This is a genomic window from Flavobacterium gelatinilyticum, assembly GCF_027111295.1.
GTDB lineage: Bacteria > Bacteroidota > Bacteroidia > Flavobacteriales > Flavobacteriaceae > Flavobacterium > Flavobacterium gelatinilyticum.
In genome coordinates this window covers 3,323,125-3,344,565 of sequence record NZ_CP114287.1, presented here as the reverse complement: position 1 = coordinate 3,344,565, position 21,441 = coordinate 3,323,125, and the positions used below count along the sequence as shown (strand labels likewise).

The 21,441-nt window shown below is 36.9% G+C and carries 14 protein-coding genes; 9 read left to right on the top strand and 5 right to left on the bottom strand.

All coding sequences use genetic code 11. From position 1 onward, the window contains the following. Positions 1–33 precede the first annotated feature (33 nt). The 4 genes from OZP11_RS14170 to OZP11_RS14155 form a co-directional block, all read right to left on the bottom strand. On the bottom strand, positions 34–1,719 hold the full coding sequence (locus OZP11_RS14170; protein ID WP_281231206.1) for a sodium/sugar symporter: 1,686 nt from the start codon (positions 1,717–1,719) through the stop codon (positions 34–36). A gap of 248 nt (positions 1,720–1,967) precedes the next feature. Beyond that, positions 1,968–3,029, bottom strand: a complete 1,062-nt coding sequence (locus OZP11_RS14165) for a UDP-glucose--hexose-1-phosphate uridylyltransferase (RefSeq protein ID WP_281231205.1) — start codon at positions 3,027–3,029, stop codon at positions 1,968–1,970. Positions 3,030–3,043: 14 nt separating this feature from the next. Next, the gene (galK, locus tag OZP11_RS14160) at positions 3,044–4,204 is read right to left on the bottom strand and encodes a galactokinase (protein WP_281231204.1); all 1,161 of its coding nucleotides are present in this window, start codon (positions 4,202–4,204) and stop codon (positions 3,044–3,046) included. A gap of 31 nt (positions 4,205–4,235) precedes the next feature. After that, the gene (locus OZP11_RS14155) at positions 4,236–5,291 is read right to left on the bottom strand and encodes an aldose epimerase family protein (RefSeq protein ID WP_281231203.1); all 1,056 of its coding nucleotides are present in this window, start codon (positions 5,289–5,291) and stop codon (positions 4,236–4,238) included. Between the two features lie 102 nt (positions 5,292–5,393). On the opposite strand from OZP11_RS14155, the gene OZP11_RS14150 reads away from it, so the two are divergent. Then, complete coding sequence (locus tag OZP11_RS14150; protein ID WP_281231202.1) at positions 5,394–6,392, top strand: GntR family transcriptional regulator; 999 nt, start codon at positions 5,394–5,396, stop codon at positions 6,390–6,392. Between the two features lie 298 nt (positions 6,393–6,690). Here the strand turns inward: OZP11_RS14150 and OZP11_RS14145 are convergent, their stop codons facing one another. Continuing rightward, positions 6,691–7,380 (bottom strand): NUDIX hydrolase, encoded by a 690-nt coding sequence (locus OZP11_RS14145; RefSeq protein ID WP_281231201.1) that lies wholly within the window; start codon positions 7,378–7,380, stop codon positions 6,691–6,693. 575 nt (positions 7,381–7,955) lie between these two features. On the opposite strand from OZP11_RS14145, the gene OZP11_RS14140 reads away from it, so the two are divergent. The 8 genes from OZP11_RS14140 to OZP11_RS14105 all read left to right on the top strand — a co-directional run bounded on the left by OZP11_RS14140 (position 7,956) and on the right by OZP11_RS14105 (position 21,169). Beyond that, positions 7,956–11,009, top strand: coding sequence for a SusC/RagA family TonB-linked outer membrane protein (locus tag OZP11_RS14140; protein ID WP_281231199.1), 3,054 nt, complete (start codon positions 7,956–7,958; stop codon positions 11,007–11,009). Positions 11,010–11,040: 31 nt separating this feature from the next. Beyond that, positions 11,041–12,600, top strand: coding sequence for a RagB/SusD family nutrient uptake outer membrane protein (locus OZP11_RS14135; RefSeq protein ID WP_281231198.1), 1,560 nt, complete (start codon positions 11,041–11,043; stop codon positions 12,598–12,600). A gap of 127 nt (positions 12,601–12,727) precedes the next feature. Then, positions 12,728–13,732 carry an arabinan endo-1,5-alpha-L-arabinosidase gene (locus tag OZP11_RS14130; protein WP_281231197.1) on the top strand — a complete coding sequence of 335 codons (1,005 nt, stop codon included), beginning with the start codon at positions 12,728–12,730 and terminating at the stop codon, positions 13,730–13,732. Between the two features lie 54 nt (positions 13,733–13,786). Continuing rightward, complete coding sequence (locus OZP11_RS14125) at positions 13,787–15,325, top strand: alpha-N-arabinofuranosidase (RefSeq protein ID WP_281231196.1); 1,539 nt, start codon at positions 13,787–13,789, stop codon at positions 15,323–15,325. An 8-nt stretch (positions 15,326–15,333) separates the two neighbouring features. Then, a complete protein-coding gene (locus OZP11_RS14120) occupies positions 15,334–16,956 on the top strand; it encodes an arabinan endo-1,5-alpha-L-arabinosidase (RefSeq protein ID WP_281231195.1) in 1,623 nt (540 codons plus the stop codon). Positions 16,957–17,154: 198 nt separating this feature from the next. Next, entirely contained in the window at positions 17,155–18,096 is a 942-nt protein-coding gene (locus tag OZP11_RS14115) for a glycoside hydrolase family 43 protein (protein ID WP_281231194.1), read from the top strand. Between the two features lie 94 nt (positions 18,097–18,190). Then, the gene (locus OZP11_RS14110; RefSeq protein WP_281231193.1) at positions 18,191–19,171 is read left to right on the top strand and encodes an arabinan endo-1,5-alpha-L-arabinosidase; all 981 of its coding nucleotides are present in this window, start codon (positions 18,191–18,193) and stop codon (positions 19,169–19,171) included. Between the two features lie 15 nt (positions 19,172–19,186). Beyond that, on the top strand, positions 19,187–21,169 hold the full coding sequence (locus tag OZP11_RS14105) for a glycoside hydrolase family 127 protein (RefSeq protein ID WP_281231192.1): 1,983 nt from the start codon (positions 19,187–19,189) through the stop codon (positions 21,167–21,169). Positions 21,170–21,441 lie beyond the last annotated feature (272 nt).

Below are 21,441 nucleotides of genomic sequence, written 5' to 3'. Positions count from 1 at the left end.
TGAGATCCTTCTTAAAAATTATATTGATAGTTATTACCAGAATTTAACGTATAATGCTACGATAATCAACATTGTAATAACAATTAAAACCGTTGTTTGTGGTTTAACTTTAAACATTCCAGGTTCAGTCTCGAATGCTTTAGGGTTAACTTTTGGTCCTGCGAAACTCATTAAGATCATTACTAACATGGTGATGAAGAATGATAATCCCATACAAATATGGAATGGAATTTCGAAAGCGCCTTTTCCGTTAGGATAAGCTGTATATAAAAGTGTTTCGTTTCCGAATAAAGCCGGAGCATATTCGTTGAATAAAACAGATAATACAAATCCTAAAATTACACCCACAATTGCAGCTGCTCCTGTAGTTCTTTTCCAGAACATACCAAGGAAGAACATTGCAAATACTCCAGGGCTGATGAATCCTGTATATTTCTGGATATAAGTGAATCCGCCGACACCGCCAATTCCTAAGATATCATTCCATGTAAATAATACTGCTAAAAGCATAGCAGCAAAAACGGCAATTCTACCAATGTTTACCTGTTGTTTTTCGCCGGCTTCTTTCTGGATGTATTTTTTATGAATATCTAAAGTATAGATAGTAGAGATACTGTTTACTTTTCCAGCTAATGAAGCTACGATCGCAGCAGTTAAAGCCGCAACAGAAAGTCCTTTTAATCCGGTTGGAAGGAATGTTAATACAGCAGAGTAAGCACCGTCTTTTCCTCCAACTAATTGAGGTAAATGTCCGTTTGTATATAAAACATAAGCAGCAATACCCGGAAGCATTACGATAAGCGGCATTAATAATTTTAACATACCGGCAAATAAAATTCCAGTACGGGCTGTTTGTAAATCTGCACCAAGAGCTCTTTGTGTAATGTACTGGTTACATCCCCAATAGTTTAAGTTAATGATCCAGATACCGGCAACATAAGACATTAAACCAGGGAAAGTTAAATATTTATTGATTTCTTCCTGAGATGAAGTGGCAGTTGGTTCCGGAATAATCATTTTGAAATGCTCAGGGGCTTCTCTCATTAAGACTTTGAAACCTGCGATAGCATCCTGGCCCACGCCAAAATATTCTCCAACAGTAGTAAGAGCGATATAAGAAGTTACTAAACCTCCAATGATTAACACGGCAACCTGAATAACGTCAGTATAAGCAACCACTTTCATTCCTCCTAACGAAATGAACAAAGCAAATACTGCTAAACCAACCATAATTACGTGAAGATATTCACCTCCCGCTAATCCGTTGATGGCTACAGCTCCTAAATATAAAATAGAAGTTAAGTTTACGAAAACGTATAAAAACAACCAGAAAACAGCCATAATAAGTGCAGTAGACTCGTTATAACGTGTTTTTAAGAATTGTGGCATAGTGTAAATCTTATTTTTAAGATATACAGGAATGAACCATACGGCAACAATAATAAGAGCAACAGCTGCAAGCCATTCGTAAGCTGCAACAGCGATTCCTAAAAAGAAACCTTCACCGCTCATTCCGATGAATTGTTCTGCTGAGATGTTAGAAGCAATTAATGAAGCCCCAATAGCCCACCAGGTTAAGTTACCTTCGGCCAAAAAGTATGCTTTAGCGTCCTGCTCGTCTTGTTTACGCTTGCGGTAAACGGTGTAGCCGTAGACAGAGACTACAATAAAATAGATAATAAAAACCGCATAATCTGCGAAGGAGAGGTTTTGGTTCATTGTTAATAGTATTTTAGATAATTAGTATAAGGTATTTGTTTGTTTAAAGTTTGAAAATGGTTTTTGTGTGGTTTAATTTGATTAAAAATGTAATATGTGTTTTTATAGTGTTATTTTTTTATTAAAACATGAACAGGAGCCAAATTTAAAATAAAAACTGATAAATCTGTTATTTTAAATGTATTATTTACATTTATCTGCAGGATATTCTGTTAAATTTTTATCCGGCGCCTGTTACATTACTATTTTTAGTCAATTTTTACTGCTGCTTTATAATGTATTTCAGCCTGCTGCCTTAAAATTTCGGCACTTTTTTCAGGAGTAATATCTCTTTGCGATTCTCCCATCATTTCGTACCCTACCATGAATTTTTTTACCGTAGCCGAACGTAACAAAGGCGGGTAAAAATGCATGTGGAAATGCCATTCCGGATGATCAAAACCATCTGTTGGTGCCTGATGGATTCCTGATGAATACGGGAACGAGGTGCTGAATAAATTATCGTATTTAATCGTTAATTGCTTTAAGATTTTAGCATAAGCCTTAACTTCATCAGCATTAAAATCAGTGATTTTACTGATGGCTTTTTTACTTACAATCATTGTTTCGTAAGGCCAGATTGCCCAGAACGGAACCAATGCCACGAAATGATCGTTTTCGAGTACAACTCGGGTTCCTACTCTTAATTCGGCCTGAACGTAATCTTCTAAAAGCGTTCTTTGGTTTTTATCGTAATAGGCTTTTAAGCTGTTGTGCGTTTTCTCAACCTGAGTAGGCAGTGATGACTGTGCCCAGATTTGTCCGTGCGGGTGCGGGTTGCTGCATCCCATAACACTTCCTTTATTTTCAAAAATCTGAACGTGGTTGATGTATTTAATACTTCCAAGATCTGTATATTCTTTCTGCCAGGTTCTTACAATGTTTTCGATATCGGCAACTTCCATTTCAGGAAGCGTAAGATCATGTCTTGGTGAAAAACAAACTACTCTCGAAATTCCCTGTTCCGGTTTTGCTTTAAAAAAAGTATGTTTAATATCTTCTTCAAAAATAATTTCGTCCTGTTTCATTGCGGCAAAATCATTATCAAAAACAAAACTGTTTTTATATGCAGGGTTGCTTACGCCATTTGCACGAACATTTCCCGGACATAAATAACATGTCTCGTCGTATTTAGGAAGTGATTCTGTAGAAATAGTTTCATTTTGTCCCTGCCACGGACGTTTTGCGCGATGAGGTGATACTAAAACCCATTCGTTGATTAGCGGATTAAAACGTCTGTGCGGATCTTCGTTAATGTCAAAATTTTTCATTGTGCTGTCTTGTATTAAAGTAATGTTGTTCCATTTGAGATTTTTACATCATAGAATTTTAATTCAATCCCAAATGTATCTAAATAAAGATTTGAAAACTTACTTTTTACCTCATTTTCGTGACCTTTTTTTATTAAATTTATGGTGCAGCCTCCAAATCCGCCTCCCATAAGACGCGATCCTATGATCGAATCATCGGCTTTTGCCGTGTCTACAAGCATGTCAAGTTCAGCGCAGCTTACCTCATATTCCTGAGATAATCCGTAATGAGTATCAAACAGCAATTGTCCTAATAGTTCTATATTTCCCTGATCCAGGGCTTCGCAGGCTTTTACAACGCGGTTGATTTCTTTTACAACAAAATGAACACGGCTGAAAACTTTTGCGCTCATTTTATCTTTAAGACTCAAAACCTGTTCTTCAGAAGCATCCCTAAAACTTTTTACTTCAGGAAAATTACTTTTTATAATCGATAAACCTTCTTCACATTCGATTCTGCGGGTGTTGTATTCAGATGTAAAAAGAGAATGTTTTACATTACTGTCAAACAAAACAAGCGAATAATCTTTGAAATCAGCATTGTGATATTCAAAATCCAGTGTATTGCAGTCTAATTTTATTACTTTATTTTCAAGACCGTGTACGCTGGAAAACTGGTCCATAATACCGCAGTTGATACCTACCCAGTGTTCTGCTTTTTGTCCTAATAATGCTATATCGACTTTTTCAATTTTTAAATCAAAAAGAGATTTAATGCCGAAGATCATCCCGCACTCTAAAGCAGCCGAAGATGACAATCCTGAACCAACCGGAATGTTACTGCTGAAAACGCAGTTAAATCCTTCAAAAGAAAATCCGTTATCCTGTAATTGCTTAATTACACCACGGATATAATTGGTCCAAACCACATCATTAAGCTCAACTTTGGCAGTCAAATCGATTTCAAACTCTTCATTTAAGTCGATTGCAATGATTTTTGATGTCTTTGTATTGTTTTTTTCGAAAGCAAAACAAATTACTTTATCAATAGCGGCAGGCAGTACGTAACCGTCATTATAATCAATATGTTCTCCAATGATATTAATTCTTCCAGGAGAAAGAACTACTTTTTGAGGAGCAGACCCAAAAGACTTTTCAAAAAAAGCAGTGGTGTTTTGTATTAAAATTTCATTCATTTTTTTTGTATTGGTAATTGGTAGTTAGCTTTTAGCTTATATTTTCGAACTTGTAAATGGTTTTCTGTGTGTATTCTTCGCCTTTTTTCAAAACAGAATTTGGGAAATGCTTTTGGTTAGGTGCATCTGGAAAGTTTTGAGTTTCAAAGCAAATACCGCTTGTTTTGTGGTATGTAGTATTGTTTTTTCCTTTTAAAATATCAAAACAATTACCGCCTACATATATATGTACACTTGGCTGATCTGTGTAAACATCCATTTTCAGGTTGTTTTTAGAGCTGTATAAGACAGCAGCAGCAGCATGATTTGTTTTTTCTACTACAAACGAATTGTCGATAGATTCCGGACATTGCTGCGGCGATCTGAAATCGAATTTATGATTGTTAAGATCCGTAAAATTTCCGGTTGGAATATTATCTGAATCTGTTTCCAGTATTTTTTCAGACTCAACAAAAACCTTTTGGTTAAGAACATTTCCGTCATGACCGTCAAGATTAAAATAACTGTGATGCGTTAAATTTATAACCGTATCTTCTGTAGAAACCGCTTTGTATTCCAGTTTCAATTCATTTTCTTCTGTTAGGGTATAGGTTAAATCCACTGTAAGTTCGCCCGGATAATTTTCGTCTCCGTCTTCACTTACAAGCGTAAAAGTGACTGATGGATTTTCTCCCGAAGTCTGATTGCTTACAATCCATGCCTTTTTGCAGAAACCCAAATTACCGCCATGAAGCGAATTACCATTATTGTTTTTCGCCAGTTCATAGGTTTTTCCGTTTAAAGAAAAAACGCCGTTGTGAATTCTTCCGGCATATCGGCCAACTGTAGTTCCAAAGTAAGGGGCACTTGGCAGATTATAGGATTCTAAATACGACTGGAGAGAATCGAAACCTAAAACAACATCAACCAGTTTTCCATCGACCGGAATTTGTATCGATTTTACAGCTGCTCCGTAATTAAGTATTTCAGCTTTCATTCCGTTTTTGTTTTGCAGTTCAAAAACAAAAATTTCGCTGCCATCCGGCATTAAACCAAAAGATTTAAAAAAAGATGTATCCTGAAAATGTGATTTATGTTTTATTTCCATAGTATTTTTACTAATAGTTGAAATTCAAAAATAAAAACAACTTTTAATTTTACATACCAGTACCTACCAGTTTTGTATATTTGCTGCTAAAATATTTCTTTTATGAATATCATATCCATTCAGAATAATATTGGACTTCCAAAATATAAGCAGATTATTCTTTCAATTGAAAAAGGAATTGAAGAAGAAAAACTGGCAAAAGGCGACCGGCTGCCTTCAGTAAATAAAGTTTGTCTTGCGTTTTCGTTGTCGCGGGATACCGTTTTATTAGCCTATGACGACCTGAAAAAAAGAGGGATAATTTATGCCATTCCTGGCAAGGGATATTATGTTAAAAGCGTTGAAATCACTATAAAACAGAAGATTTTTTTATTATTTGATGAATTGAACAGTTTTAAAGAAGACATTTATAATTCGTTTTTGAATAATATTGGAAAAAATGTTCAGGTCGAAATTTTCTTCCATCATTTTAACAGCGAAGTTTTTCAAAAACTGATAAATGACAGTAATGGAAATTATACCAAATACATTTTAATGCCTACAAATCTGAAAAATATTGTGGCTTCGATAAAAACCCTACCAGTAGCGGATGTTATCATACTGGATCAGACCAATCCGGATTTAAAAATGTATCCTGCCATTTATCAAAATCACCAGAAGGATATTTTTGAAGGGTTGAGCAAAGGAAAAGAAAAACTGAGCAAGTACAAAAAACTGATTTTGATTTTTCCGGGATTTCGGGAACCGCTGGGAATGAAAATGGGTTTTGAAGATTTTTGTGCAGAATACCATTTTGAGTCGGAAATTATTACCGAGTTTACAAACAGAGAAATTACATCAGGAGATTTGTACATTATACCCAATGACCGGGATTTGGTGCGTGTAATTGAGAATGCAAGAGATAAAAATTTAAAACTCGGAACTGATTTTGGAATTATATCGTACAATGAAACACCGTTAAAGAAAATTGTGGCCAGCGGCATCACGACAATTTCGACTCATTTTGAAGCTATGGGAAAAATTTTGGCACAGATGGTGCTGAGAGGGAAAAAAGAACAAATCGAAAACAAGTCATCACTCATTATTCGAAATTCTCTATAAAGAAACTATTTTGTCGAAATTTCTTGGATTATGTCACAAATAACCGTTCTTTTGTTCAAAAAAATAACGGTTAATTAATAAAAAGAATAACGGCGTAATTTTTCTTGTTTTTAACCAATTATTTTACTTCATTTGCAAATGTAAAATACACACTTATTAATTTTTATATTAAACGGTTAGTGTTCATAATGACCGTTTTACACAAAGGTTAAAAGATAATAATTTTGTTTATTTTTTTTAATAGTAGTTTTATTGAAGAAAAAACCCTGAAAGTTGTGGATTTCAGGGTTTTGTTTTTTTATAGGTTCAGGACGAAATCGTTAAGCAGTTTCTCCTCGTATTTTTCTTTATTAAAAGTATACAAATAAGATCCTTTTCTGGACGACTGCATATCTTTTTCATCGAGTTTGTTCAGGATTTCCAAAGAATTTATTTTACTGATAAAATTTCTCTTATCTAATTCCTTGCTCAAAATAGCCTCGTATAATTCTAATAACTGACGCATAGTGAATTTTTCCGGCAGCAGTTCAAACCCGATTGGCTTAATCGATGTTTTATAACGAAGTCGCTTAACAGCATTATGAAGCATTTCGTTATGGTCAAAAATCAGGGTTGGTGCATCATTAATAGGGAACCATTCAGCATGGTAATTTTTTATTAATTCAGCATTGTGATTTTCAATATTGATCAGGGCGTAGTAAGAAACCGAAATAGTTCTTTCGACCGGGTCACGATTAATTTCACTGTAAGCATAAAGCTGCTCCATATATATATCGTGTAAACCGGTGTAGGTATTTAGAATTCTCATGGCAGCATCATCCAGGACTTCGTCTTTTTTTAAGAACCCTCCAATCAAAGACCATTTTCCTTTTTCAGGTTCAAAATCCCTTTTGATCAGAAGTATTTTCAAGCCTTCATTGTCGAATCCGAAAATGATGCAGTCTACCGCAAGTAGGACCTTATCGGCAGAGCTATAAGTGTTTAGCATATTCAATAATTTATGTGTAAATATATAAACTTCCTGATTTGTTTCATAATTTATTAATGTAGATTTTACACTTGCATAAATAACTCATCAAAAATAGAGTTTAAAAAATGACTTTTTACATAAAAATAACATTCATTTTTCTCTTTTAAGGTTTTTTTAAGACAAAAACAGGACAGAGAAGGATGGTTTTTTATAAAAAATAAGATTGTTTCATAAAAAAGCATTAAAAATAAACAGTATTTTTCTTTCAAAAATACATTTTTTTTCCATTCAAATTACTAAAAAACAGCTTATTTGTAATTTTTATTAAAACTACAGTTTTTTGATTAAAAAACTACTTTTTAATAAAAAGTGTATTTTTTACACAATTAACTTTAAGAAAACGTTGTAATTTTTGAAAAATACATGAAAAATTAAATGTTATATACACACTTAATTTGCGATATGTATTTTTTTTTGAGGCTTTTTTTGCAGTTTTAATTTGTTATTGCGCTTTTTTTTTAGTTAAATTTACAAATGTAGAATTAACACTTAATATTCTGCATACTATCTAACCACTTATAAAAATACCACTTATGACTAACCAAAAATTAATTTTTTACTGCAATTTATTGCTGCCAAAAAAAGAATGGCTTTTAGCATTTGTAATGCTGGCTTTTGCTGTTAATCAAATGTCTGCTCAGGGCAAAACGATTAGCGGTGTTGTTACATCGGGTCAGGACAACTTACCGCTGCCGGGTGTTAACATTGTAATTAAAGGAACCAAAACCGTTGCCGTATCCGGTTTTGACGGAGAGTACACGATTAATGCATCGCCAAATGATGTTTTAGTTTTTTCATTTATAGGGTTTATTAACAAAGAAATCACAGTAGGATCTCAAACCAAAGTAAATGCTGTGCTTACAGAAGACACCAATAAGCTTAATGAGGTAGTCGTAATTGGTTACGGAACTCAAAAGAAATCAGATTTAACGGGATCTGTAAGTGTGGTGAACTTAGAATCAGCTAAAAAAACAGTTACGTACGATGCTGCAAAAATGCTTCAGGGGCAGGTGCCGGGTGTTACGGTACAATCTTCTGGAGAACCGGGCGGCTTTGTAAATGTAAAAATTCGAGGGATAACTTCATTTACAAACAATAATCCGCTTTTCGTAATTGACGGTATTATGGTAGATGCTCCTTATGATTTTGCACCTGGAGAAATCGAATCGATGCAGGTTTTAAAAGATGCTTCTTCTGCTTCTATTTATGGAGTTCGCGGTGCCAATGGAGTTATAATTATTACAACTAAAAAGGGCAAAACGGGAAGAATGGATGTTAAATTTAAATCCATTGTGGGGCTTCAGAATGTAACAAAGAAATGGGACGTAACAGATCGTGCAGAATATCAGAGAATTACCAGCGAAGCAGAACGCAACAGAGACTTAAGAGCAGGAGTTGCCGTGAATATTGCACCCGGAAATGACCCAAGCAGCCCATCGTATATTACAAATGTAAACACAGACTGGCAGAAAGAATCTTTTCAGACCGGAGTGGTACAAAATCAGGCACTTACTCTTAACGGAGGTGCAGAAAGCATGGCTTACAGCTTTAATGTTGATTACTTTAAAAACTCCAGTTATATCAGAACACCTCAGGAATATGAGAGATTGTCAACAAATTTAAATTTAAATGGTAAAAAAGGAAAATTTAAATACGGGGCTAAAATAGCATATACACAATCTGACAAAGAAATTTTTAATGAGTACAATGCCGGTCAGACTGTTATCAGCGATATATTAGGAGCTGTTCCAACAATGCCGGTTTATGATCCAAATAGACTGGGAGGCTATGGAGGAACCGATAACCTGACACAAAGAGCTATTTCAATGAACCCGATTGGGTTTAATAACCTGATTGAAAATAATGGAAAAAGAAATCGTTTCCTTGGGGATATATGGGGAGAACTTGAAATCTTACCGGGTTTAAAATATAAACTGGATGTAAGTTACGACAGAACCGACTGGCAGAACCGCAAATTCATGCCGCCAAGTGATTTAGGATGGTATTATATTACCACAAATGATGAAGCTTCTTTGGATATTTCGAACGGAAATGAACTAAGAACGTTCATGAACAATTTATTGACTTACGAAATTACGCTAGGAAGACATAAACTGGATGCCTTAGCAGGATGGATTCAGGAAAGAAGAGATAACTATAACCACTGGTCAAGAGGCGTAGGATACAAACCGGGCGAAATTAGTATGCTTCAATACGCTGATTCGAGAGACGGCGGCGAATATAAATTTACCATTACAGGTATATCGTATATCAGCAGGCTGAATTATGCTTTTGATGATCGTTATTTGCTTCAGGCAAATTTCAGACAGGATAAAACGTCTCTTTTTAGTGCGATTAACAATTCTGCAAATTTTTACTCTTTTTCAGGAGGATGGAAAATCAGCAACGAAAAATTCATTAAACTGCCATCATGGGTAAGCAATATAAAGCTTAGAGGAGGTTATGGTACATTAGGAAATAATACGATTACACAATACTTTTTTGCTTCTACAGTAAATAGTTTTGCAAGTTATGATTTTAACAACGAACTAGCTCCCGGTACTACTGTAGTAAGTTCACTTGACCCTAATGTAAAATGGGAAAAAACAGCCAGCAGTAATATTGCTTTAGAATTGGGCTTTTTTGATAATGACCTGCAGTTTACGGCAGAATATTTTAAAAAGAAAGTTACAGATATTTTAGTAACAGTGCCGCTGCCATATTCTACAGGTGCTTTTCCAGCCAGTATTTTCACCAATGCCGCAGATATGCAAAATAAAGGATTGGAATTTACAGCTTCTTACAGCAATCACCATCATAAATTTAAATATGATATTTCGGCTAATTTCGGTACGTTAAAAAATGAAGTTACCAAAATAGGGGTAAACGGAAATCCACTTTACGGAGTGGTTGCAAAAACAGAAGTAGGACGATCTGTTGGAGAACTTTATGCATGGGAAGCGATTGGTATTTTCCAGAGCGCGGCTGAGGTAGCTTCTTCACCAAAACAAACAGGTGCTGCTCCCGGAGATGTTAAGTTTAGAGATGTAAATGGTGACGGAATCATTACAGATGCCGACAGAACTTTTCAGGGTACAACCATTCCTAAATATAGTTTCGGAATGAACTTTAGTGCTTCTTATGCAAATTTTGATTTCTCTATGTTCTGGCAGGGAGCAGGCGGAAACAAAATATTTAATGCCATGTACCGCAATTTAATGATTGGACAATACACCAATCACCATAAAGACGAATTGAATTACTGGACACCTACAAATACAAATACGAATATACCGGCTCCGGTTATTGGTGATCCAAACGGGAACGCAAGAGATTCGGACCGCTTTATTGAAAGTGGTAACTATCTGCGACTACAAACAATGGAAATTGGCTATAATATTCCTTTAAAAGACAAATTTATTCAAAAAGCGAAGGTTTATATTAATGGACAGAATTTACTAACGATCACAAAGTATAAAGGATATGATCCTGATTTTACAAGCGAGGGTTTGCTTTCAAGAGGATATGATGCGGGATCTTTCCCAAATCCAAGAACTATTTCTTTGGGTGTTGAGGTAAATTTCTAAACTTGGTTCAATCAATTAAAAACGTATTAAAATGAAATATAAAATATTTAACTATATAGCAATTTTCTTTTCACTGGCTGTAGTAACGACAAGCTGTGTTGAAGATGAAGATTTGATCCAGCTTGACCCAAATAATGATGCTGTCGATACATTCTGGCAGACAGATGAAGATGCAATTTTGGGCGTAAATGCCGCTTACGGAAGCTTATTAACAGATGGAACCTATATGAGAAGTACACCATTACTTCTTGATGCCAGAGCCGATGATGCCCGTACCAACAGCCCTTGGGGTTCTATGTACAATGCAGGGCACTTTAACTCGAATGTAGCCGATGCTTCAATTTATGGATGGGCTTTCGAAACCTATTATCAGGGGATTTACAGAGCCAATCAGGTTCTGACTAAAGTTCCGGACATTGAATTTGCAGATGCAGCCCTTAAAAACCGAATCTTAGGACAGGCTTATTTTTTAAGAGGATTGTATTTTTTTCACGCTGTAAACTTGTTTAAAAATGTACCGCTGCCAACAGAATTAGCCGTTTATTATCCTCAAAAAAGCCAGGCAGACGGCTGGGCGCAGGTTATAGCCGATTTCAAAGCAGCAGCCGAATTACTGCCAACATCGTATGACGGAATTTCTGGACTGGATGCCGGACAAAAAGGACGTGCAACAAAAGGGGCAGCATTAGGATATTTAGGAAAAGCCTATTTATTTACCAAAGATTTTACCAACGCAAGAACTACTTTTAAGCAGGTAATAGATTTAGGAGTTTATTCTTTAGTAGCCAATTACAGGGATAATTTTACAACCGCAAATGAAAACAATTCTGAGTCTCTTTTTGAAGTACAATTCAGCAGAGATGCCGGAGGAGTAGATTTAGGCTGGGGAGGTGCACCTGCTTCCGGCTGGGGAAAAACATCGGCCAGAGCTATTACGTATGCACCTAGAGCATTCGGATGGACGGATGTGCAGCCAACCTGGGCATTGTTTAATGAATTTAAACAGGAAAAAACAAAAACAGGAGAAGATGATCCTCGTTTAGATGCTACTATCTTCTATAATAAACCGGGAACAAAATTATATGGAAAAGATTTTGCCACTTTCTACGCTGCAAGTCCAGGCGATCTAAACGATTTATTCTGTAGAAAATACCAAAACTCTGATGGAGAATTTGCAGACGAATACGACTGGCGTTCCGGTATAAACGAGCGATTGTTACGCTACGCCGATATCCTTTTAATGTACGCCGAATGTTTAAACGAAACAGGCGACACACCAGGAGCTTATACTTACATTCAAATGGTAAGAAACCGTGTAAACCTGCCGGATTTATCTGTGGCAAAACCAGGAATGAGTCAGGAGCAGATGAGAGAGCAGATTGGCCACGAAAGATTCCTTGAATTCCCTCTTGAAGGACATCGTTTTGATGATATCCGCCGTTGGGGATGGCTCGATAATCTGGAAAAACTAAACTGGTTAAAAGCAAGGGATGCCGAGTTTAATTCCTATACAAAAGGAAGAGAATACTACCCGATTCCGCAGTTAGAAATGGATAACAATCCCGGAACCGTTCAAAATGACAGTTATTAATATTTAGTTTGAGTTAGTTTAAATACCTGATATCATGTGAAGGCGTAAAAATCTTCACATGATATTATGCCTTAGAATTTGGAATACACGAGTAACAATTTTTATCAGTAACTAAAATTATATCACAATGAAAACAATTATAAGTTTGGTTTTATTAGCAGTATTAGTATTAGGTTGCCAGAATGAAGATATTGTCCCAACAGAGACAGCTGTTGCAGCTGCAGACGCTCAGGATTCACAGGTTAAAAATGTAACTGCCAAAACAGTCGCCGGAAATGTGCCTTCGCACGATCCAAGCACCATTGTAAAAAGCGGGGTTAATTATTATGTATTTACAACCGGAGATAATATACCGGTAACATATTCAACAAACTTAACAAGCTGGGCATGGGGAACATCGGTTTTCTCCTCTACGCCCGGATGGATTTCGGGTTATGTTCCGGGATTTGTTAAGACTTTCTGGGCACCGGATGTTGCCTGGTTTAATAACAGATGGAACTTGTATTATTCCTGTTCTACTTTTGGTGCCGCAACTTCGGCAATCGGACTTGTAACAACTCCGGCTATTTCACAGAGTGCAGGAACAAACTGGACAGACCGAGGTGTTGTAGTTTCTTCTTCATCAGCATCAGATGTAAATGCAATCGATCCTTCTATTTTAGTTGATGGAAACAACGTTTACATGGCGTATGGTTCGTGGCATGCCGGAATTGGCGTGATTCAGATTAATCCATCAACAGGAAAAGCCACAGGAAGCAGAACCATTGTTGCCGGCGGAAACAGTGCTTCTTGGGAAGCTCCGTGCCTAATTAAAGAAGGAAGCTATTATTATATGTTTGTTAATAGAGGTACTTGCTGCAATGGCGTAAACAGTACATATTACATTGTTGTAGGCCGCTCTGCAAGTCCGTTTGGACCTTTTGTAGATAAAAACGGAGTTTCTCTAAAAAATGGCGGCGGTACAACCGTCCTGGCTTCTCAGGGAAATTATATTGGTCCGGGACATTTGTCCAGAATCACAGGAACTCAAAAAGGAGCTGTTCATTATTATGACAAAGCCGATAACGGAAATCCAAAACTCGAAATCGTATATTTTACATGGGCGTCAGGATGGCCAGCACTTTCTTATTAAAAAATAAAATTCAGAGGAAAGTTTTTGGACTTTCCTCTACAACCCAATATCACTATGAAAAAAGCACTTTTAATCACATTTCTTATTACGTTTTGCAATCAGTTTAGTTTTGCACAAACAGCAGTAACCATTAAAAATACGGCTGATGCGCCAACAATCGACAAAAACATTTACGGTCACTTTGCGGAGCATTTAGGCCGTTGTATTTACGGAGGTTTCTTTGTGGGAGACACTTCGAAAATTCCAAATACAAACGGAGTAAGAAATGATATTGTAAAGGCTTTAAAAGATTTAAAAATTCCAAACCTGAGATGGCCGGGCGGCTGTTTTGCCGATACCTATCACTGGAAAGACGGAATTGGACCAAAAGAACAAAGACCAACTATTGTAAACAAATGGTGGGGTGGCGTAACCGAAGACAACAGTTTTGGAACACACGATTTCCTGAATATGTGTGAACTTCTTGGAGCAGAACCGTATTTATCCGGAAACGTAGGAAGCGGAACGGTTCAGGAACTGGCCGACTGGGTTCAGTACACGAATTTCAGCGGTAAAAGTCCGATGAGTGATTTACGTGCGAAAAATGGAAGAAAAGAACCTTGGAAAGTAAAATACTGGGGAATTGGAAATGAAGCCTGGGGATGCGGCGGCAACATGACCGCAGAATATTACGCAGGCGAATACCGTAAATATGCTACTTTTATGTCAGACTGGGAAAATACAGGAGGCATTACAAGAATTGCGTCAGGATCAAACAGCGCCGATTACAACTGGACAGAAGTCTTAATGAAAGGTATTCCGTTAAATATGTTAGGCGGTGTAGGTGTTCATCATTATGCTGTAATTGACTGGGGCAAAAAAGGAAGCGACAGAGAATTTACAGAAGAAGGCTATTTCAAAACCATGCAGTCAGCCTTAAAAATGGAAGAACTTGTGACCAAACATTCGGCTATTATGGACAAATACGATCCTGAGAAAAAAGTAGCCATGATTGTTGACGAATGGGGAGGCTGGTACGAAGTAGAAAAAGGAACCAATCCTGGGTTTTTATACCAGCAGAATACAATGCGTGATGCTGTTCTGGCCGGAGCGACCTTAAACATTTTCAATAACCACGCAGACCGTGTTCGTATGGCAAATTTGGCACAATGTGTTAATGTTTTACAAGCCGTAATCCTTACCGATAAAGCCAAAATGATTACAACACCAACCTATCATGTAATGAAAATGTACAGCGTGCATCAGGACGCAAAATTATTGCCGGTAAGCTTTCAGTCGCCATTATATACTTTTAACGGAGAAACACTTCCTGCAGTTTCAGTATCGGCATCAAAAGATAAAAGCGGGTCTGTTCATATTTCATTGGTCAATGTTGATGCAAAAAATAAGAACAAAATCGAAATTGATGTAAAAGATCTGAATTTGAAAAACTTCACAGGAACGGTTATAACATCGGCTAAATTACAAGATTACAATTCATTTGAGAGCCCAAACAAAATTGTTCCGACAGTTTTTAAAGGTTTCGAAAACAAAAAAGGAAAACTTGAAATCACAATTCCTCCTTTCTCAGTAGTTGTTTTAGAAGGAAAATAAAACAGAACATGAAAAACCAAAACTTCATATTAAAAAACATTTCCTGCATTGGATTTTTTGCAGCAGCGATTTTACTAGTCAGCTGTTCCAAAGACGATCCGGCGCTGGAAGAACCAAATCCACCGGTAGTCGTTGATCCGCCTGTGGTTACTCCGGCATTTCCGGGACCTTCTTATCCTGATAATTATACCGCAATTGCAAGCTGGGGAAGCCGTACACAATGGAATTTAGCCAATGTACATGATCCGTCAGTCGAAAAATCGGGAGAATACTATTATATGTACCAAACCGATGCTTCATACGGAAATGCACACGACGGCAACGGACATTTTTTCTACAGAAGATCCAAAGATTTAATCAATTGGGAATTTATGGGCTCTTCAATGGCCCAGGCTCCGGCTTGGGTAAAAGATTCTTTAAATAATAAAAGAGCCAGAATGACTCCGGCACTTCCGCCAATCGAAAATCCAAATTACGGATATTGGGCGCCATGCGTTCGAAAAGTGGGGAATGTTTTCAGAATGTATTACAGCATTGTCGTAACTAATCCAATTACAGGAACAGATACCAATACTTCGTGGACAGAACGGGCTTTTATAGGTCTGGCCGAAACGACAGATTTGGCATCTAATAACTGGGTTGACAAAGGAATGGTAGTCTGCTCTGAACCTGACGGCGTAAAAAGTTATGTTCGAAACGGCGGAAACGACTGGGATGCCTATTTTAAATTCAACGCCATCGATCCGAGTTTTATTGAAACTCCGGAAGGGGAACAATATTTAATTTACGGTTCATGGCATTCCGGAATCGCGGCTTTAAAACTAAACCCGGCAACAGGAAAACCTGATAAATTAAAAACAATCGACGATTACGGAGTTAGAATTGCAGGACGCGGAAATGTAAATTCAAATCGCTGGCAGGCACTTGAAGGACCTGAAATTATCTACAATCCGGAAACGCAGTACTATTATTTGTTTTTGGCTTATGATGAATTATCGGTGGCTTATAATACACGTGTTGCCCGTTCCAAAAGCATTCTTGGACCTTATGTAACCAATACCGGAATCAGCATTACAACCGGTGCCGAATGTTTTCCAATTATAACACATCCGTACCAATTTAAAAATCACACAGGCTGGGTTGGTTTTGCGCATTGTGCTGTTTTTCAAAATCCAACTTCAAAACAATGGTTTTACGCTTCGCAGGCACGTCTGCCCGAAGGAGTTGGAGGAATCAATGTTTCAAATGCGGTTATGATGGGACATATTCACGGTATTCAATGGACAGAAGACGGCTGGCCTGTCGTAGAACCGGAACGTTATGCAGGAGTACCAACAACTACAATCGCAGATGTAAGTCTCGTAGGAACATGGGAACAGATCACAATGAATTACCAATACAAAACCATGCAGAAATCGGTTACGATTCACTTAACCGCAGATAAAAAAATAAGCGGTGACATAAACGGAACCTGGTCATACGATGCAGCTAAAAAAATCGCTACAATAAACGGAGTGAAATGCAATGTAGTAGATGCCTGGGACTGGGAATCGGCAACAAGAAAAGTAACTTTAACCTATACCGGAATCAACAGCGCAGGATTATCGGTTTGGGGTAAAAAAATAAATTAAATCAATATTTAGACATGTAGGAACATAGAATTTAATAATGTAAAAAAAGCATTTTATTAGAATGAAAAAACATATAACTATCTGATTTAATGCCTATATATACAAAGGAAGACTATGTTTCTATATGTTAAAATTAAAGACACAGATTAAAAAAATCATTTAATCTGCGGCAAAATGAAATAACAAATAATACCAATAATGAAAAAACTATTTACAAGCCTGTCCATTTTGTTCTTATCGATAGCAAGCGCCCAATCGGTAAAATTCAACAATCCTATTATTACCGATAAATACACAGGAGATCCTGCCGCACTGGTGTACAAAGACAAAGTGTATCTGTATGCCGGTCATGACGAAGCACCAAACGATTTTCATTTCTATAAAATGAATGAATGGCTCGTGTATTCATCTTCTGATATGAAAAAATGGGAATCACATCCGGTACCGTTAAAAGTAACTGATTTTAAATGGGCAAAAAGTGATGCATGGGCTTCGCAGGTAATCGAAAGAAACGGAAAATTTTACTGGTATGTAACCGTTGAACATGGCTCGGTGCACGGAAAATCTATTGGAGTTGCCGTAGCAGACAATCCGCTTGGACCTTTTAAAGATGCATTAGGAAAAGCGTTAATCACCAACGATATGACCAAATTTACCGATATAAGCTGGGACGATATCGATCCGACGGTTTATATCGATAATGACGGACAAGCGTATTTGTTTTGGGGAAATACCGCCTGCCATTATGCTAAATTAAAAGAAAACATGACGGAAATTGATGGAGAAATTCATCACATAAAACTGCCTAATTTTACCGAAGCACCTTGGATTCATAAGCATAAAGAATGGTATTATTTATCATATGCTTACGAATTTCCTGAAAAAATTGCCTACGCCATGAGCAAATCCATTACAGGACCGTGGGAATATAAAGGAATCCTGAACGAAATTGCCGGAAACAGCAACACAAACCATCAATCTATAATTGATTTTAAAGGACAATCGTATTTCATTTATCACAACGGAGCTTCAATTCCGCATGGCGGAAGTTTCAGAAGATCTGTCTGCGTCGATAAATTATTCTATAACAAAGACGGAACTATGAAGCGTGTTGTAATGACTTCCGAAGGAATACAATAGTGTTCAGTCGCAGTCGCAGTTTTCAATTTTGCTGCAGTAACTGTTCTGCTAAGGTTTCCAGTAACCAAAACTTAAATTTACTTATATCACTTATATGGTTTACAAAAACATAAAATATGCAATTTCGGTTTTTCTGATGCTTACTGCTTCAGTGGTTACTGCTCAGGAAATTGTGGTGCATGATCCGGTTGTTATTAAACAAAAAGACACCTATTATTTGTACTGTACGGGTAACGGAATCAGTGTTTTTAGTTCGAAAGATTTAAAAAAATGGAACAAAGAACCTCAGGTTTTCAAAGACAAACCCGTTTGGGCAGATGGCGTTGCAGCCGATTTTAAAAACCACATCTGGGCACCGGATATTTCATTCCATAACAATACTTATTACCTGTATTATTCAGTTTCGGCTTTCGCCAAAAATACATCGGCGATTGGCGTTGCGACCAATACTACTTTAGATCCAAAAGACAAAAATTACAAATGGGTCGATCAGGGAATTGTGATTCAGTCAGAGCCCAACAGAGATATGTGGAATGCCATCGATCCGAATTTGGTTTTTGATGAAAACAATACGCCCTGGCTTTCGTTTGGTTCTTTTTGGGAAGGATTAAAACTGGTAAAATTAAATCCCGATTTAAAATCGATTGCACAGCCTCAGGAATGGCACACGATTGCAAAACGTAAAAGAACCTTCGAATTACCTGATTCTGACCCTGGAGATGGTGCACTTGAGGCTCCTTTTATCTTTAAGAAAAACGGTTATTATTACCAATTTCTTTCATGGGATTTGTGCTGCCGAGGCGAAAAAAGCACCTATAAAGTTGTTGTTGGGAGATCAAAAAATGTAACCGGACCGTATTTGGATAAAGATGGAAAATCATTAAATGAAGGAGGAGGAAGTTTAGTCGTGCAGGGCGATGAAAATTATTTTGGAGAAGGACATAACAGCACGTATACTTTCGACGGAAAAGATTATATGTTTTATCACGCATACGAAAAGAAAAGCAACGGAACACCAAAATTAATAGTCAGAGAAATACAATGGGACGCAGATTTCTGGCCGATTTTAAAATAGCATAATCAATTTACAATGAAGAAATATACCCTCCCTACAATTACACTTTTTCTATCGCTTCTTGTTTTTGTTTCCTGTAAAGAAACCAAAAACAATGAATTGAAGAGTAAAACTTCTGCTAAAAATGCAGGTTATGAAATTGAGCCAGTAAACATTCAAAATGTAAAACTAACAGATTCTTTTTGGTTGCCAATTATCAAAAGAGTACAGGAAATTACAATCGAATATGCCATCCAAAAATGTAATGAAGAAGGCCGTTTCGAAAATTTCTTAATCGCAGGAAAACAAAAAACAGGAACAACCAGAGGCGATATGCCCTTTGATGACACCGATGTTTATAAAATAATCGAAGGTGCCTCAAATACGTTAATCAGTGCTCCAAATCCTAAACTCGAAAGGGTTCTGGATTCGATGATTGCCATCGTAAAAATCGGTCAGGAACCAGACGGATATATTACCACCTGGCGAACTATAAATCCGGCTAAACCGCCGGCACCCTGGGTTCCGGTGATCGAAGGAAAACGTTGGGAATCATTACAGATCAGCCACGAATTATATAATCCGGGGCATTTGATTGAAGCTGCAATCGTGCATTACGAAGCAACAGGAAAAACCAATTTTCTGGACATTGCCATAAAAGCGGCCGATATGCTGGTGCGAACTTTTGGAGATAATCCGGGACAGGTAAAAGGCGTTCCTGGACATCAGATTGTTGAAACCGGATTACTGAAATTGTATCAGATTACCGGAAACAAAGACTATCTGAAACTGGCAAAATACTATCTGGATAATCGCGGGAATCCAAACAACCATAAATTATATGGAGAATACGCTCAGGATCATATACCGGTTACACAACAGAATGAAGTCGTAGGACATGCCGTAAGAGCGGTTTACATGTATGCGGGAATGACTGATATTGTAGCTTTAACCAAAGATAAAGCCTATGAAAATGCCGTAAATAATTTATGGAATAACATGGTAAACAAAAAAATGTATATCACGGGCGGAATCGGGTCCAGACATGACGGCGAAGCTTTTGGTGTAAATTACGAACTGCCAAACTTAACCGCTTACAACGAAACCTGTGCTGCAATCGGCGATGTATACTGGAACCACAGATTGCATAATTTATACGGAAAATCACAATATTTTGATGTGATCGAAAGAACGATGTATAACGGATTAATTTCAGGTATTTCGCTTGACGGAAAACAATTTTTCTACCCAAATGCCTTAGAAGCCGATGGTGTTTACAAATCAAACCGAGGTTCGTGCACACGTCAGGCATGGTTTGACTGTTCTTGCTGTCCAACCAACTTAATTCGTTTTATTCCGTCGATTCCGGGATTGATTTATTCTAAAACAAAGAATGATTTATATGTCAATTTATATGCTTCAAACGATGCTTCGTTTACATTAGGAAAAACCGATTTACAGATTTCACAACAAACTTCGTATCCTTGGAACGGAAAAGTCGGAATCTCGGTTAATCCTAAAAAAGAAAGCCAGTTCACGATTAAACTTCGCGTTCCGGGCTGGGCTAGAAATGAAGTTTTGCCAGGAGATTTATATACGTATAAAAAAGCTTCGACTCAAAAACCAACTATTACAGTAAACGGAGAAACACTAACAATTCAGCCTGAAAACGGTTATTTCAACGTAACCAGAAATTGGAAAAAAGGAGACAAAATCGCGCTTAATTTCCCAATGGAAGTTCAGGAAGTAGAAACAAATTCTAAAGTTGAAACCAATAAAAACAAAGTCTCTTTAGAATACGGTCCGTTAGTGTATGCGGTTGAAGAAATTGACAACAAAAACAATTTTGACAAGATTGATATTTCAGCTTCAGATACATTCAAAGTGAGAAAAGAAGCCAATTTATTGCAAGGCGTAAATGTAATCGAAAATTCAAAATTCAAGGCCATTCCGTATTATTCATGGTCAAACAGAGGAGTAGGAAAAATGAAGGTTTGGCTGGATTATAAAGGGAATTAAGCAGCGAGAATTAAGTATTAAGAATATAGAAAAGCAGCAAGATTTGAATTTTATCTTTTTAAAGCTGCTCAATCTGCAAAATTAGCGAGAAACAAAAAAGTAAACACATAGCTGATGTTTGTTTAAAAGAATGAAATACCTTCTATACACAAACAAACACGATGATTCTATGTGTTAAGAAAATAAAGCCGCAGATTAAATGATTAAAAAGATTAGAAAAATAAATCTGCCAGAATCTGTTAGATCTGCGTGAAACAAAAAAAGTAAAATCC